The organism is Streptomyces sp. NPDC030814 (assembly GCF_055572155.1).
Genome location: NZ_JBVIDX010000018.1, coordinates 81,504 through 95,464, shown reverse-complemented (window position 1 = coordinate 95,464; position 13,961 = coordinate 81,504). Strand labels below are relative to the sequence as shown.

The 13,961-nt window shown below is 71.6% G+C and carries 12 protein-coding genes; 6 read left to right on the top strand and 6 right to left on the bottom strand.

Annotated features, from left to right (window positions below; genetic code table 11):
* The first annotated feature begins 22 nt into the window (after positions 1 to 22).
* From ACZ43N_RS30595 to ACZ43N_RS30585, 3 genes are read left to right on the top strand one after another with little or no spacing between them, the layout of a single operon-like run.
* The gene (locus tag ACZ43N_RS30595) at positions 23 to 3,118 is read left to right on the top strand and encodes a putative bifunctional diguanylate cyclase/phosphodiesterase (RefSeq protein ID WP_468102196.1); all 3,096 of its coding nucleotides are present in this window, start codon (positions 23 to 25) and stop codon (positions 3,116 to 3,118) included.
* Positions 3,119 to 3,142: 24 nt separating this feature from the next.
* On the top strand, positions 3,143 to 3,757 hold the full coding sequence (locus ACZ43N_RS30590) for a hypothetical protein (protein WP_468102194.1): 615 nt from the start codon (positions 3,143 to 3,145) through the stop codon (positions 3,755 to 3,757).
* On the top strand, positions 3,757 to 3,930 hold the full coding sequence (locus ACZ43N_RS30585; RefSeq protein WP_468102193.1) for a hypothetical protein: 174 nt from the start codon (positions 3,757 to 3,759) through the stop codon (positions 3,928 to 3,930). Before ACZ43N_RS30590 ends, ACZ43N_RS30585 begins: the two co-directional genes overlap by 1 nt.
* On the opposite strand, the gene ACZ43N_RS30580 is transcribed toward ACZ43N_RS30585, so the two are convergent.
* Positions 3,920 to 5,146 carry a carboxylate--amine ligase gene (locus tag ACZ43N_RS30580; RefSeq protein ID WP_468102191.1) on the bottom strand — a complete coding sequence of 409 codons (1,227 nt, stop codon included), beginning with the start codon at positions 5,144 to 5,146 and terminating at the stop codon, positions 3,920 to 3,922. The two genes, ACZ43N_RS30585 and ACZ43N_RS30580, sit on opposite strands and share 11 nt — an antisense overlap.
* Positions 5,147 to 5,316: 170 nt before the next feature.
* Between ACZ43N_RS30580 and ACZ43N_RS30575 the strand changes: the two genes are divergently transcribed.
* The 3 genes from ACZ43N_RS30575 to ACZ43N_RS30565 all read left to right on the top strand — a co-directional run bounded on the left by ACZ43N_RS30575 (position 5,317) and on the right by ACZ43N_RS30565 (position 8,570).
* Positions 5,317 to 6,366 (top strand): aminoglycoside phosphotransferase family protein, encoded by a 1,050-nt coding sequence (locus tag ACZ43N_RS30575; protein WP_468102189.1) that lies wholly within the window; start codon positions 5,317 to 5,319, stop codon positions 6,364 to 6,366.
* Between the two features lie 105 nt (positions 6,367 to 6,471).
* Positions 6,472 to 7,755: an NAD(P)-binding domain-containing protein gene (locus ACZ43N_RS30570; protein ID WP_468102187.1), complete on the top strand. Its 1,284-nt coding sequence runs from the start codon at positions 6,472 to 6,474 to the stop codon at positions 7,753 to 7,755.
* Complete coding sequence (locus ACZ43N_RS30565) at positions 7,752 to 8,570, top strand: glycoside hydrolase family 16 protein (protein ID WP_468102186.1); 819 nt, start codon at positions 7,752 to 7,754, stop codon at positions 8,568 to 8,570. The genes ACZ43N_RS30570 and ACZ43N_RS30565 overlap by 4 nt, the downstream gene beginning before the upstream one ends.
* Positions 8,571 to 8,605: 35 nt before the next feature.
* On the opposite strand, the gene ACZ43N_RS30560 is transcribed toward ACZ43N_RS30565, so the two are convergent.
* Genes ACZ43N_RS30560 through ACZ43N_RS30540 form a run of 5 tightly spaced genes read right to left on the bottom strand, consistent with a single transcriptional unit; the run spans position 8,606 to position 13,809 of the window.
* On the bottom strand, positions 8,606 to 9,421 hold the full coding sequence (locus tag ACZ43N_RS30560) for a polysaccharide deacetylase family protein (RefSeq protein ID WP_468102184.1): 816 nt from the start codon (positions 9,419 to 9,421) through the stop codon (positions 8,606 to 8,608).
* Positions 9,418 to 10,374 carry a glycosyltransferase family 2 protein gene (locus ACZ43N_RS30555; protein ID WP_468102182.1) on the bottom strand — a complete coding sequence of 319 codons (957 nt, stop codon included), beginning with the start codon at positions 10,372 to 10,374 and terminating at the stop codon, positions 9,418 to 9,420. Before ACZ43N_RS30555 ends, ACZ43N_RS30560 begins: the two co-directional genes overlap by 4 nt.
* A gap of 35 nt (positions 10,375 to 10,409) precedes the next feature.
* Positions 10,410 to 11,741 (bottom strand): lipopolysaccharide biosynthesis protein, encoded by a 1,332-nt coding sequence (locus ACZ43N_RS30550; RefSeq protein WP_468102181.1) that lies wholly within the window; start codon positions 11,739 to 11,741, stop codon positions 10,410 to 10,412.
* Between the two features lie 20 nt (positions 11,742 to 11,761).
* A complete protein-coding gene (locus tag ACZ43N_RS30545) occupies positions 11,762 to 13,060 on the bottom strand; it encodes a glycosyltransferase family 2 protein (protein WP_468102179.1) in 1,299 nt (432 codons plus the stop codon).
* The gene (locus ACZ43N_RS30540; RefSeq protein WP_468102177.1) at positions 13,057 to 13,809 is read right to left on the bottom strand and encodes a glycosyltransferase family 2 protein; all 753 of its coding nucleotides are present in this window, start codon (positions 13,807 to 13,809) and stop codon (positions 13,057 to 13,059) included. The genes ACZ43N_RS30545 and ACZ43N_RS30540 overlap by 4 nt, the downstream gene beginning before the upstream one ends.
* Positions 13,810 to 13,961 lie beyond the last annotated feature (152 nt).

Genomic DNA, 13,961 nt, shown 5'->3' with positions numbered 1-13,961 from the left:
AGTGCCGCCGGTTCACCGGCTGATGGCTGTCCACGTCTGCCTGGTCCTGGCCGCCGTCTGCCTCTACGCGATCGTTCCGGGCCTGCGCACCCCCATGGCGGCCCTCGTGGGTCTCGCGGGCGTCGCGGCCGTTCTCACCGGCGTCCGCCTCAACCGGCCGGCCCGTCGGTGGCCGTGGCCGGCCCTCGCCGCCGTGCTGCCGGCCCTGGCGGCGGGCACCGTCCCTCCCCATGCCCACGCGGCCGGCCTGCCCCTCGCCTCGGCGGACGCCTTCCGTCTCGCCCTGTACCCGCTCGCCGTGGCCGGCCTCACCGGCTTCGTCCGGTACCGCCGGGCGGGCCGTGATCTGCCCGGCCTGCTGGACGCGCTGATCATCACTGCCGGGCTCGCGGTACCGCTCTGGGCAGGACTGATCCGGCCGCTCACCACACGGGAGGGCCTCACCTGGGAGCTGCGCGCGACAAGCGTCGTGTACCTGGTGGGCGACCTCCTGGTGCTGGCGATCGTGATCCTGCTCATGGTGCGCGGCCCCGGCTCGGGCCGGGAACGCTCGCTGCACCTCCTCGGCCTCGGCGCCGTGGCCCTGCTCGGCTTCGACATCGCCCACGGCATCATGCGGATCGGGGGGACAGGGCGGACCGGCGCCCTGCCGGACTCGGGCTGGTTCGTCCTCGCCACGGCATGGGGACTGGCCGCGCTGCACCCCTCGATGAGGAGGCTGACCGCTCCGGCCACTGCCCCGCGGTCCGTCCGCCCACCGTGGGGCCGGATCGCGGTGCTCGCCGTCGCCACCCTGTCGGCGCCCACGGTCCTCTTCCTCGGGGGCGGGGCGGGCGCGGGCGGCGACGCGACGGCCCTCGCGGTCTTCGCCGTCCTGCTGTTCCTGCTCGTGATCATCCGTCTCGCGCACATGCTCATGGCCGTCCACCGCGAGTCCGTGGCGCGTGAACGGACACTGCGCGCGGCGACGGCCTCGCTCGGCGCGGCGACGGGAGCCACGGAGATCGAACAGTCGTGCGTCACGGCGGTCGCGTCGCTGTTCGGACCGCGGGTCCCGCACGCGATGGTCCTGGTCTCGGCCCAGCAGGCCCGACGGCTGTGCGCGCTGCCGGCGCGGGCGCCCGCCGACCGGCGCGGCTCGGGACCGGGGGGAGCCCCGAGGGGGGAGCCGACGGCCGCCGCGGCCGACGGCGCCCGGGTCGTCACCGTCGCGGACCTCGGGCCGCATCTCGCCACCCGTCTCGGTGATCTGCCCACCGCCCTGCTGTGCCCCGTGGTCCGGCCCGGCCGCCCGAGCGGCGACGGACTCGCGGGCGCGCTCCTGGCGGCGGGACCCGAACGGCAGCTCACCGAGCTGAGCGGCCCCCTGGGGATGCTGGCCGCGCACGCGGGTCTCGCGGCGGAGCGTGCGGAACTGCGGCGGGAGATCGTCCGCATGGAGAGCGAGACCTCCTTCCACAGCCTTGTGCACAACCCCTCGGAAGTCGTCATCGTCCTCGATGAGGACGCCACCGTGCGGTACGCCAGTCCGTCCGCGGCGGCCGTCTTCGGCAGCACGGCGCTGACGGGCACGGCACTGCGGGAACTGGTGGATCCCCGGGACCACGACCGGATGCGCCGGACTCTGTCCGTCCTGCACGGCGGCAAGCAGGACGAGGCCCACGACTACTGGTGGGTGCGCAAGGAGAACGGCCGCATCGAGGTGGAGGTGCGGTGCCGTGACCTCAGGCAGGACCGAACGGTACGGGGACTGGTGATCACCCTCCGGGACGTGACCGAGCAGCGTCAGCTGGAGCACGAACTCACCCAGCGGGCCTTCCACGATTCGCTCACCGGCCTGCCCAACCGGACACTGCTGCTGGAGCGGACCGAGCGTGCGCTGCTGCGCGGCCGCAGGGAAGCGGCACTCACCTGTCTGCTCTTCATCGACCTGGACGACTTCAAGACCGTCAACGACACACTGGGCCACGCGGTGGGGGACCAGCTCCTCACCGCGGTGGGGGAACGCCTGTCCAAAACGGTGCGCCGCACCGACACCGCGGCCCGGCTGGGCGGGGACGAGTTCGCGGTGCTGATGGAGGGCGCGAGGCAGCCCGTGGACGCCGAACTGCTGGCCGCCCAGGTGATCCAGAGCCTCAACCGGCCCTTCCAGCTGTCCGCCGGCTCCGTGAACGTCTCCGCCAGCGTGGGACTGGCGACGGCCATGGACAGCGCGGACCCCGAGGAGCTGCTGGCGCTGGCCGATCTGGCCCTGTACGCGGCGAAGACCTCGGGCAAGCGCCGGTGGCGCCGCTTCCGGCCCGAACTGCGCGAGAACATGGCCAAACGCCACGACCTGCGGGTGCGCCTGGGCCGGGCGATAGAGGATGAGGAGTTCAGCCTGCTCTACCAGCCGGTGGTGGACCTTGCCGCGGGCGAGGTCGTGGGCTTCGAGGCACTGGCCCGCTGGCCGCACAGCCGACGAGGTCTGGTCTCACCGCTGCAGTTCATCGCGCTGGCCGAGGAGACCGGTCAGATAACGCCGTTGGGCGCCTGGGTGCTCCGCAATGCCGCGGCCGACATCGCCCGGCTGCAGAACCGCACGGCACGGCCGGTCCCGCCGTACGTCAGCGTCAACGTCTCCGCCCGCCAGTGGCGCGACACGGGCTTCCTGGGCGAGGTGCGCAGGTCCCTCGACATCTCCGGCCTCCCGCCCGAATCGCTGCAACTGGAGCTGACCGAGTCGGTGCTCATGCGGCGGGACGACCACATCGACGCACTTCTGCGGACGCTCAAGGACATGGGGATCAGGATCGCCGTCGACGACTTCGGCACGGGGTTCTCCTCGCTGCGCTATCTGAGGGACTTCCCCATCGACGTGCTCAAGATCGACAAGACGTTCATCGACGACATCCCGGAGGACCCCCGGCACGTCGCCCTCGTCGAGGGGATCATTCACCTGGCCGACACCCTCGGCCTCCAGGTGATCGCCGAGGGGATCGAGGGTCAGGCGCAGCGTGAGCTGCTCGCCTCCATGGGATGCGGGTTCGGGCAGGGATTCCTCTTCGCTCCGCCGATGGACCTGGGGGAGAGCGAGACCGCCCTGTGCCGGCACGACGACGCGCCGACGTTCCGATGACCGGGTGAGGGCGATTGATTCACCATGGACAAGGACTTCCGCCGGGAGACGGTCAGTCGTCTGCGCCGTCTGCCGCAGGCCTTCGCGAAGAAACCCCGCGAGGCGGCACGTCTCGTCCCGGAGGGGCTCGCGAGCTGCTTCGAGCACCCCGTGGACCACGACGTGGACGATCTCTGGGAGCTCCGGCTCCACAAGTGGCTCGATGTCCCGTGGCCCTGCTCCGAGCGGCAGGCCGGCCAGGAGGTCTGGGACGCGGTGGCCCGGGAGATCCATGACCGCGGACTGGCCTTCGGACGCCACACCTACGGGCAGTACAGCGACGGCGACGCCGCCCGCGGCCGGGCGCTGTGGTGCACGGTGCTCCACACCCGCCCGGCGCGCAACGGCGAGGGGCACCTGTGGAGAGTGGACCTCCCGCACCCCTTCGAGCCGGATCTCAGAGCCCGGACGGGCATCGCGACACCCGCTCACCGGCGGTCCAGGTGGTCGTACGTCGAGGGATCCCGCAGGCGACGGCTGCCGGGACTGCTGCGGGACCTCGGCCGGGTCGACCTGTTCGTGCACGACAGCCTGCACACCGCCCGAAGCACCCGGTTCGAGAGGGAACAGATGGGCCGGGTGCTCGCCCCGGGGACCTGATGTTCATCGACGACATCAGCACCCACCAGGGCTTCGTGGACCGGGTGGGCGGGACCGCGCGGGCACCCACGCCGATCTGCCCGTCCGACGGCGGGGAAGGCCTGTTCGGCATCGTGGCCCCGCACCCCGCACCCCGCACCCCGCACCCCGCGGGACGCGCGGTCAGGGCGTGAGGAGACGCCCGGTACGCGTCGCCCGCACCAGGCGGCGCGTCACCAGACCGGTGAACCGGACGGCCTCGGCCACGGCCGGCAGGGGATCGTCCCGGCTGAGCCACGCCCGTTCCGTGGGACGCACGCGCAGCAGGTCCGACGGCAGGCTGTGCTCCTTGGCCAGCCACGCCGCCACCGACGGGAAGTCGAACTGGCCGACGACGAACACCCGCCCCTCGACCTGGGGGCCGTCGGGTACCTCACGACCGGTCAGGTCCAGGTGCAGGGCACGGACCACGTCGACCCCGTGCGTGTTCTCGAAGAGGCGGAACTGGGCGCCCGTCCGCGGGTTGAAGTCCACCAGCTTGTACTGCCCGTCCCGGCGGTCGTACCGCCAGTCGAGGTCGGCCACACCGCTGTAGCCGATCCGGCGGCAGAGCCGTTCCGTCAGCCGGGCCAGTTCCGGGTTGCGCAGTGCCACCGCCCGGGTGGTAATCCCTGCGAACGGCGGCCAGGAGCGCAGTTTCAGGCCCGTGAACAGAACCCGGGGCACACCGCCCGGACCGCAGTAGAGGTGGGTGATCCAGTCCTCCGCCTGCCGTCTCGGGATGTACTCCTGCATGAGGACCGGCGGCGGCGCGCTGTTCGGGAAGCGGTCGAGCAGTTCCTGTTCGTCCCGCACGATCGTCGTACTGCCGACGGCCGGGGAGCGCAGCCGGCTGAATGGTTCCAGGTTCTTCAGCACCAGCGGATAGCCGAGCTCGCGTCCGGCCTCGATGAGTTGCCGGCGGTCTTGCGGCGCACGCGACCGCGGTGACGGCACACCGGCCTCGGCGCAGACGCGGTGCAGGCTCGCCTTGCCTGCCAGCAGGCGGGGCAGATGAGCCGGCACGGGCGGGAGAAGGAAGTGCTCCTTCAGCCGGTCGGCGTGCTCTGCCAGCAGGATCGCCGCCTCGTCGTCCGTCGGCACCGCCACACAACGCCGGCCCGTCGCCCGGCCGATGGACATCAGGCCGTCCGCGAGTCGCTCCGCGTCCTCCCTGCCCGTCGTCGGCCACACGTATCTGCGGGTCACGTGGCGGGAGAGCGCCACCGGGGTGAAGCGGTCCTCGACGATGGCGTGAACCGGCACACCCAGGCGTCCCACGGTGCGGACCACACCCAGACTGCCGTGGTGCAGCGGGTAGTTGCCGATCCTGGCCAGGAGCACGGGCACCTCTTCGTCCAGCAAGGACACCACCGACCCCTCTGTGCGCAGATCCCGCCCGGAGCGGTTCTCGCGGTGCGGATCTCTCGGAAGGAACGAACGCGGGCGACGCTCTACACTTGATAAGTGCGATATGACCGTTATGTCCATTATGACGGGCGACGCGGGTCCTGCCCGCGGACAGCCCGGCAAGGACTGGTATGAAGACACCCGTCACGATGTCCTCGCTCTCCGGATTGCTCCCCCTCTACTTCCCCCGTGCCCTCGGCGGCCTCGACGACCGCCTCAGGGCCCACCGGCTGGTGCGCGGGTTCGGTCCCTGTGACATCGCCGTGGTCCGGCGCCCCTCGCGTCTCCAGGCCGGTCTTCTGGTGTTCGAGCTCCACCGCGGCGCCCAGGACGTGGTGGTGAAGCACCCCAGGAACGAGTTCGCGGCCGCCATCACGGTCCGTGAACACGACGTCCTGCGACGACTCGACGCGGACCCGCGCCTGGACCCATGGCGCGATGTGCTGCCCCGCGTGGTCGGCTCGACCGGGCCCTCGGGTGCGTTCGCCCAGCAGATACTCACCGGAGTCCCGGCCGAGCGAGCGATCCGGGACTCCCCCCACGACCCGTACTCGGCGGCCGCCCCCGCCCTGCGTCTGCTGGCGGAACTACGGGCCGCGACCGGGCGCCGCCGCCCGGCAGCCGAACGAGCCCTGCCGTGGTGGCAGTCGCGGCTGACGGAACTCGCCGAGACGATCCCCCGCTACCGATCCGGCCGCAGAGCCGCGCAGTTCGAGGCGCTGCGCCGGCTGCTCGACACGACGCTGGCCGGCGCCACGCTGACCGAGGGCTGGACCCACGGCGACTACCACCCCGGCAATGTCCTCCTCGGAGGGCAACCCGTACGCGTCACCGGTGTCTTCGACTGGAGCAACGGCCATCCGGACGGGCCGTGCGAGATCGACGCCTACACCTTCGTGCTGGGCCTGCGCCAGATCCTCACGGGCCGCTCCCTCGGTGGCCTGGTCGCCGAAGCGGTGCGCGCCGGCCGGGTGCCGGACGAGGACCGTGCCCTGCTGGAACTCGCCGGGGCGGATCACGAAACCGGCGACCCGCTGGCGCTCCCCCTGCTGACCTGGCTGTGGCATGTGGCGAGCAACCTCCGCAAGTCACCGAGGTTCGCCCACAGCCACTGGTGGCTCACCGACACCGTCACGCCCGTCCTGCGGGAGTCAGCCCGTCGGGCCGGTGCCCGACGATGACGGCACCGCCCCTGGACGACGGAAACATGCGGCCCACGGCTGTGGGCGACACCCGGGCACGTCTGCCAGAAAAGTCCCCACGTGGGTCCTGAGGAGGGAATCACCATGCCAGTGGACACCGGATTCGTGGCACGGCACCGAGCTGCCAGGAACATGACCGCCCGTGACTCCCGGCGACGGGTACCCGCCGTCGTCATCGGCGCCGGCCCGTACGGGCTCTCCACAGCCGCCTGGCTGAGCGCGAAAGGGATCCCGCAGCGGGTGTTCGGCGACCCCATGGAGAGCTGGCGGACCAACATGCCCGCCGGGATGTACCTGAAGTCGGTACCCGCCGCTTCCTCCCTCTCCGCCCCCGAACCCGGATACCGCATCGAGGACTTCCGGGCGGCACGAGGACTCGGACCCGTGGGCGACCTGTACCCCATCCCCGTCGAGGAGATGATCGAGTACGGGAAGTGGTTCCAGGAACGGCGTGTGCCGGAACTGGAACGGGAGAAGGTACGAAGCGTCCAGGCGACGGACGGGCTGTTCGCCATCACCCTGGACTCCGGAGAGCAGTTCCTCGCCGAGAACGTGGTGATGGCCACCGGTCAGGTTCCCTTCTCCTACGAGCCCCCCGAACTGGGCGGCCCCTTCCCCCTCGACCGGGTGTCCCACGCCAGTCGGCACCATGATCTGACCCAGTTCTCGGGGCAGCGGGTCGCGGTGCTCGGCGCCGGGCAGTCGGCACTGGAAAGCGCCGCGCTCCTGCACGAGTCGGGCGCCCGTCCCCTCGTGATCGCCCGTGCCGAGGGCCTCGCGTTCGGCGGCCCCCCGGACACCGACCACCTCGCCGAGCGGCCCCGCACGGTGAGGATCGCCAAGCCGGGTTCACCGCTCGGCCCCGGCTGGTCACTGCTGGCGTGCAGCTACGGCGGCGTCGCCTATCGCCATCTGCCGGAGGGGGTACGGATGCGGCTGCTGCACACCGTTCTCGGACCGTCCGGCGCATGGTGGCTGCGGCACAGGGTGGAGGACCGCTTCCCCGTCCTGCGCTCCCGTACGGTGCGGTCCGCGGATGTCGTGGACGGCCAGGTGCGCCTCGTGGTCGCGGACCCCGCCGGCCGTACCGAGGTGCTCAACGCCGACCATCTGCTCCTGGCCACCGGGTATCGGGTGGACGTGGACCGGCTCGGCCTGATGGCGCCCGAACTGCGACGGGAGGTACGGACGTTCCGCGGCGCCCCCCGGCTGTCCCGCGGCTTCGAGTCCTCCGTGCCCGGACTCTTCTTCACCGGGCTGGCGGCCGCTCCCACCTTCGGGCCCGTCCTGCGGTTCGTGGCGGGCACCGGATTCGCCGCGCGCAGGGTGGCCGGCTCCCTCGCGGCCGGGACCCGGTCACGCCCGTGACAGCACGGGGCGCGATGCTGGGTGTGCTGCTGCTGTTGCTGGTCACCTGCGGCTGCGGCAGCACCACCCGGACGGTCCCGGCGGCCGAGCCCTCCATCCCGGGCGACTGGCGCCTCGAGTTCCATGACGACTTCGACGGCTCGCGGCTCGACGAGGAGCGCTGGACCACCTGCTACGACTGGAACGATGACGGCTGCACGATCGGCAGCAGCGAGGAACTGGAGTGGTACCAGCCCGGTCAGGTCTCCGTGGACGGGGGGAAGCTGACCCTCGCCGCCGAACGCCGTACGGTCCGTGGCAGCGACGGCCGGCTGCACCCCTGGGTCTCCGGCATGATCTCCACCGGCCGGGACAACTGGTACGCCGAGCCGCGGGAGACCTTCACCTACGGCTACTTCGAGGCGGCGATCCGCATCCCGTCACAGAGCGGGATGTCGCCCGCGTTCTGGTTGATGCCCGCGAGCCGCTTCACCCCGCCCGAGATCGACATCATGGAGTTCCTCGGCGCCCCCGACGAACTGGCCATGTACGTGCACTGGCGGAACGCCGAGGGAGACGAGCGGAAACAGCGGGGAGCCTTCACGGCGCCCGGCTTCCCCGACGACTACCACGTCTTCGCTGTGCTGTGGGAGAGGGACAGACTCGTCTGGTACGTGGACGGTGTCGAGCGGTTCAGGGTGACCGCCCCGGAACGGATTCCGCACGTGCCGATGGAAGTCATCCTCAACCTGGCCGTCGGCCTGCCCGTGCCCCCACCGCGGACCACCGACTCCGCACGGATGCTCGTGGACTGGGTCCGCGTCTGGCAGCGTTGACGCCTCCTCGGCCGATCCTCGTCGCCGGGGGCCGGTCAGGCGCGAAGTGCCCGGTACGGCAGTCCGACCGCCGCTCTCGTCCGGCGGTACGCTCGCCAGCCCCTGGTCGCCGCTCCCTCGGCGAACGGCGCGACAGGTGCGCCCTCCCCGTGGGCCCAGCGCAGGAAGCGCTCCCGGCCGGTATCGGCCCGCACCATGAGCCGGGCGAACATCAGCGGGTCGTCCCGCTGTGTACTGAAGGCCGAAGAGGCCCGGATGGCCGCGGCCGAGGTCCAGCCGGCTTCCCTGACCTGTTCGCGGACGGCCCGGCTGGAGTAACCGTGCGGGTAGGCGAACGAGACGACGCGATGCCCGAGCTTGTCCTCGATCTCTCGCTTGCACCCGGCCACCTCCTCCCTGACCGACTCCGGGGGCAGGGTGTCCAGTTGGGGATGGGTCCTGCTGTGTCCGCCGATCTCGAAGCCGGCGGCGTCCAGCTCTCTGACCTGACCCCAGGTGAGGGCGGCCACGGACGGGAAGGGCCCGCCCCCCGTCGGCCGTCCGAAGCCGCCCGGGGCGCCCGTGGTGACGTACAAGGTGGCGGGAAGCCCCCGGTCGAGGAGGAGCGGCGCCACCGTGGAGGCGAAGTCCGCGTATCCGTCGTCGAAGGTCAGCACGGCGGACCGGGGTGGCGGGGGAGGGCCGCCGAGCAGTGTCGCGACCAGCTGCCGCAGCGGGATGACGGTGAGGCCGCTGTCGGCGATCACGTCCAGGTGCTCCGTGAAGGTGCGCGGGCTCACCGTGAACGACGCGAGCCAGGGCGGTGCGTCGTCCGACACCGCGTGGTACAGGAAGACGGGTACGACGCTCATGACGATCCCCTCACCAACGGCTTGGCCGCGGTGCGCGGTCGCCAGGTGAGCCGGGAAGCCCACTGCTGTCCCCGTGCGACGACGTAGCCGGCGACGGTGGCGGACACCCCCGCGGACAGCGCGCCGACCGTGCGCAGCGCTCCGGGACGAGGACGCAGGTTGCGTACGAGGGCCCGCGGAATGGTCGACCGCAGGTAGGCGCGCTCGCTGGCCAGTGCCGGCCCGGTGCCGCGTTCGCTCGACACCAGTGCCTTGCTGCCCCCCTCCGCATAACAACGGGAGCGGAAGTAGGACCAGCGGGTACGGGCCTCGGGAACCCTGTGGTTCACCTCCGCGGCGGGTTCGTACAGCAGGACGGCATCGGGGTGGCGGGCCGCGACGCGAAGGCACAGCTCCGTCTCCTCGTCGCCCGCCGGTCGTACGCCCACGCGCCCCAGACTGTTCAGGAATCCACCGACCTCCAGCAGTTCCGTCTTGCGGAACGACATGTTGGCGCCGATGAAATTGCGCACCGGTGCGGTCCGTTCGGGCAGTCCGCGGTAGGAGCAGCCCACGACCCAGTCGAACTCCGGCGGGAACCACACCGGCCGGCTGGTGGACCAGCGCGGCCGTACGAAGCCGCCGACGCCCACCACCCGGGGGTCGCCGTAAGGCGCCAGCAGACGTTCCGCCCAGTCGGGTTCCGCGGCGGCGTCGTCGTCGAGGAACGCCACCACCTCGCCGTGGGAGACCGCCACGCCCGTGTTGCGAGCCCCGGACAGGCCGCGACGGCCTTCGTTGGGCACGACCCGGACACCGGGCAGTTCCTTCGAAGCCCGCTCGTAGAGGTCGGGGCAGTGGTCGACGACCAGCACGATCTCGTCGACGGTACGGGACTGACCGAGCAGCGACGCTATCGCGGCCCGCAGGTCCTCCCAGCGGTCGAGGGTGTAGGCACAGACGACGACCGACATGCTGGGAGCGTCGTGTTCAGTGGAGAGCGGGCTGTTCATGACGACCTCTCAGCGACGGGGACGAGCCAGCGGGACCGGAAGACGATCAGGAAGACGGCGATGACACACTGGGTGGCCAGCCAGGCGACGCCCGCGCCCGTGACGCCGAGCACGGGCATCAGGAGACCGGAGAGCCCGAGCACCAGGACGCACAGCGTCACCTGGAGGGTGACCGCCCAGCGCAGCCTCCGCCGTGCCCGCGCCACATCGATGGCCACGCTCAGCAGGAGGTTCGGCAGCGCGGACAGCGCCAGCAGCCGCAACAGCGTGCTGCCTTCGGCCGCGTACGCGGCGCCGAAGAGGGACAGGATCTGCGGAGCCGCCGCCACCAGCACGACCGTGACCCCGATCAGCAGCAGACCCGAATGGCGCAGGACGCGCAGACCGTGTTCCACGAGATGCTCGGGACGCCGGACCGACTCCGCGAGCAGGGACGTCCCCATGTTGCGGGCGAGCAGGTAGGGCATGTAGGCGACGCTCCAGGCCACCGAGAAGAAGGCACTCTGCTCCGCACCCAGGCCGTTCAGCACGAGCAGCGGGACCAGGGTGTACGCGGCCAGCCGGAACAGGGAGCCGAGCCAGTCCGCCGCGGCGTATCCGAGCAGGCGGGGAGGCGGCGGCTTGGTCTCGGTCTCCTGCTCGTGCCGGGGGACGGCCCGGCGCAGCAGGACGGCGTTGGCCACGAGCAGCGAGATCACCAGAGCTCCCGCCCAGGCGAGCAGGATCCCGGAGAACAGGGCCAGGGCCGCGCCGACGGCGAGCAACAGGATCTTCGCCACCGAGAAGATGGCGTTCTCGGCCACCACCCAGCCGGGGCGGCGGACGGCGGTGAGGGCGCCGTCCTGGAGGACGAAGACGGCGTAACCGGCGGTCGCCACCACGAAACAGCTCGCGGCCACCGGGGCCAGCAGGAAGCCGAGCTCGGGTGCGATCACCGGTATCAACGCCAGGAACACCGTGGCGGCCAGCAGGCTGAAGGAGGTGCTCGCCGCATAGCAGGTGAGGACGAGCCGGCGGGTGCGACGGCCGGCGGACGGCACGAACCGCACCAGGAAGTCGTTCAGGTTCAGCTGCCCGATCCCCGTCAGCAGCAGGGACGCCGAGAGTGCCGAATAGCTCAGGCCCACGGTCCGCTCGTCGTACCAGTGGGTCGCGAAGATCCAGAAGACGAAGCCGACACCCGCGTTGACAAGTGAACTGACCGCGAGGAGGTGCCCGGTGCGCAGTACGGGTTCCCGGGGAAGCGCGGCGGCGACACCGGCGCGCAGCACGGCGGGAACGGAGCGATGCCGCATGCCTGTGGACTTCGTGGGCGAGGCCGTGTCCATGCCGTTCACCTCGGATCCGGTCAGTTTCCGCTGTGGTTGCCGACGAGACGCCCGCGGAGATAGCCGCAGGGGCCGTAGACCATCCCGCGCACCTCGAGGAGGGCGAGGCGTCCGGACCAGTCGGCTTCGGGATCGGCCTTGCGGTCGCGTGACCTGGCCATGGTGTAGCGGACCCCACGGGGCAGGCGGCGCAGCAGCGCGGGCAGGCGGCGGGGGTTCCTGACCAGCGCGCCGGTGAGATAGGCGCCGAGTCCGGCGCCGTAGGAGAACGCCTGTTCCGCGACGGCGTCCGGCGTGCGGCGGTGGCGGTGCCAGATGATGGCGCTCGGCTGGTAGGCGAGGGCGTGACCGGCGGTCAGGACCTCGAAGAAGGAGAGGAGGTCGTCGCCGCCCAGGCCCGGGGCCCCGGCACCGGTCGCGGGGTCGAAACCGCCCAGGGCGCGCAGGACGTCGGTGCGGAAGGCCATGTTGGCGCCGGAGCCGAAGCGCCCGACGGTGAACGGGAACAGCGGGTCCTCGGGGGGATCGGACAGGGACCAGACCCGCGGCAGGTATCCCTTCGCGAAGCCGCCCTGCCGCTCCAGTGCGCTCTGGGCCGGGGTCTCCAGTTCCGCGGGGACGATGAGCCCGGTGACGCACCCGACGCGCGGGTCGCGCGCGAACGCCTCCGCCAGGGCGGACAGCCATGCGGGGTCGGCGAGCGTGTCGTCGTCCGTGAAGGCGACGACAGGGCCGCGTGCCCGGGCGAGGCCCACGTTGTGGGCGCGGGCCAGGCCGGCGACCGGTTCCCGGATGTAGCGGACCCGGCCCCTGAAGGCCTGGCGGACCAGGGCTTCGGTCGTGCCGTCGGCCGGGGCGTTGTCGACCACGATGATCTCGAACTCGGGGTACTCGCACCGCAGCAGCGAGCGCAGACACGAACGCAGCTGTTCCGCCCGGTTACGGGTGGCCACCACCACGCTGATGGCCGGTTGCTGCTGGAGCGGACGGCGTCGGAGGGCCTGGCACGGCCACGGTTCGGTGCCTCCGCCCCCGGGGGCCGTCCGGTCCGCGGCGCGGTGCCGGGCGATCTGGTCCGCCAGTTCCTGGTGGGCGGTGTCGGCGACCGCTCGCCACAGCCCGTCGGGGCCGGAGGGGTCCGCGGCGCTGACCATGCCCAGCGGAAGACCGTGCAGCCGGACGAGGGCCCGGACCTGTCCCTGCGGCCTGATCCCTCCGTGGGGGCCGGGGAGCCGGAACTCGCCCGGACGAGCGAGGTCGACGTCCACGACGGTCACCGGAGGCCGAACGGGGCCGGAGGGCACCGGGACGGAGGTCATGACGCGTTCCGTGCGGGCCGGCGGCCGGCGGGCCGGGGGCTCGCGTGTTCCGAGAGGAGGGTGCGCAGCACCCGGCGTCCGTCGGAGATGGCGTGCAGGTTGGAGCGCCCGCTGCGCCGGGGCAGCTCCAGGCTCGGGACCTCGGCGATGCGCAGACCGGAGCGCAGGGCGTGCACGGTCATCTCGGCCTCGATCTCAAAGCCGGAGGCGTGCAGGTCGAGCAGGTCCAGGAAGCTGCGCCGGAAGGCGCAGAAGCCGTAGCACAGATCCGTCAGGGAGGCGTGGTAGAGCCGGTTGGCGGTGGCGAGCAGCACCTGGTTGCCCATCCGGCGCAGGCGGGTGATGTCGAGGGAACCGCCACCCGCGACGAACCTCGATCCCTTGACGAAGTCGTAGCCGTTCTCCAGGAAGTGCAGGAAGTGGGGGATCTCCGACGGCGACATGCTGCCGTCGGCGTCCATCATCACCACGAAGTCGCCGGTCGCCTCCAGGAAGCCGGTACGCAGGGCGTTTCCCTTGCCGGGGCCGCTCTGCCGCACGTGGCGCACTGTCGGAAGGCAGTGCTGCGCCATGGGGACGGTGGCGTCGCTGGAGTCGCCGTCGACGAGGATGACCTCGTCCACGCAGGTCGGGATCTGCTCGAAGACCCACGGGATGTTCCGGGCCTCGTTGCGGGCGGGCACGACCAGGCTCACTGTGGCGGGCGTCGCGGCGTTCCCCTCGCGGCTGTTGATCGGATCGCTGTACATGATCGGTCTCCCCGGCTCTACGCCATATGTTTACGAAGTATACGTACACCTTCGCCCGATTTGTCCGCAGCGTCAAGCGGGGAGTGGGAACCAGGGGTGCGGCAAGGGTGAGTGGGGCCGCCCTGCAGGCGGGAGCGGGTGGCCCAGGGGCG

What these genes read in the sequence shown, in the direction of transcription:
- ACZ43N_RS30585 (WP_468102193.1), top strand. Translation starts at nt 3,757, where the DNA reads ATGTTCATCGACGACATCAGCACCCACCAGGGCTTCGTGGACCGGGTG.
- ACZ43N_RS30560 (WP_468102184.1), bottom strand. Translation starts at nt 9,421, where the DNA reads ATGAGCGTCGTACCCGTCTTCCTGTACCACGCGGTGTCGGACGACGCA.
- ACZ43N_RS30555 (WP_468102182.1), bottom strand. Translation starts at nt 10,374, where the DNA reads ATGTCGGTCGTCGTCTGTGCCTACACCCTCGACCGCTGGGAGGACCTG.
- ACZ43N_RS30545 (WP_468102179.1), bottom strand. Translation starts at nt 13,060, where the DNA reads ATGACCTCCGTCCCGGTGCCCTCCGGCCCCGTTCGGCCTCCGGTGACC.
- ACZ43N_RS30540 (WP_468102177.1), bottom strand. Translation starts at nt 13,809, where the DNA reads ATGTACAGCGATCCGATCAACAGCCGCGAGGGGAACGCCGCGACGCCC.
- ACZ43N_RS30590 (WP_468102194.1), top strand. Translation starts at nt 3,143, where the DNA reads ATGGACAAGGACTTCCGCCGGGAGACGGTCAGTCGTCTGCGCCGTCTG.
- ACZ43N_RS30575 (WP_468102189.1), top strand. Translation starts at nt 5,317, where the DNA reads ATGAAGACACCCGTCACGATGTCCTCGCTCTCCGGATTGCTCCCCCTC.
- ACZ43N_RS30550 (WP_468102181.1), bottom strand. Translation starts at nt 11,741, where the DNA reads ATGGACACGGCCTCGCCCACGAAGTCCACAGGCATGCGGCATCGCTCC.
- ACZ43N_RS30595 (WP_468102196.1), top strand. Translation starts at nt 23, where the DNA reads ATGGCTGTCCACGTCTGCCTGGTCCTGGCCGCCGTCTGCCTCTACGCG.
- ACZ43N_RS30570 (WP_468102187.1), top strand. Translation starts at nt 6,472, where the DNA reads ATGCCAGTGGACACCGGATTCGTGGCACGGCACCGAGCTGCCAGGAAC.